The organism is Rhodovulum viride, from assembly GCF_003265965.1.
GTDB classification, from domain to species: Bacteria; Pseudomonadota; Alphaproteobacteria; order Rhodobacterales; family Rhodobacteraceae; genus Rhodovulum; species Rhodovulum kholense.
In genome coordinates this window covers 1-245 of sequence record NZ_MUAV01000281.1, presented here as the reverse complement: position 1 = coordinate 245, position 245 = coordinate 1, and the positions used below count along the sequence as shown (strand labels likewise).

Here is a 245-nt window from a genome sequence, read left to right as displayed (position 1 = left end):
CCGCCCAGGACCAGCGCGAGGCGCGGCGGCTGATGCGGGTCTGGGACATGGCCGAAAGCGGCAATGTCGGCGCCGAGCGGGTGCTGGCGCAGCTGATCGACCGGCAGGAACGAATGGAAATCGAGCGACGGCTTTCGGAGAAGCCCAAGGCCGCGAACGCCGACAAGCTGGGCAAGAAGCAGGTCGACAAGCTGCGCGCCCGGGATGCCGAGGCCGATCTGATGGCGGAACTGGATCAGGAGGCG

General features: G+C 68.2%; 1 pseudogene. It reads left to right on the top strand.

Going from position 1 to position 245, the window contains the following annotated elements:
* Window positions 1-245 (top strand): annotated as a pseudogene (locus BYZ73_RS23415) (hypothetical protein); the annotation flags it as partial.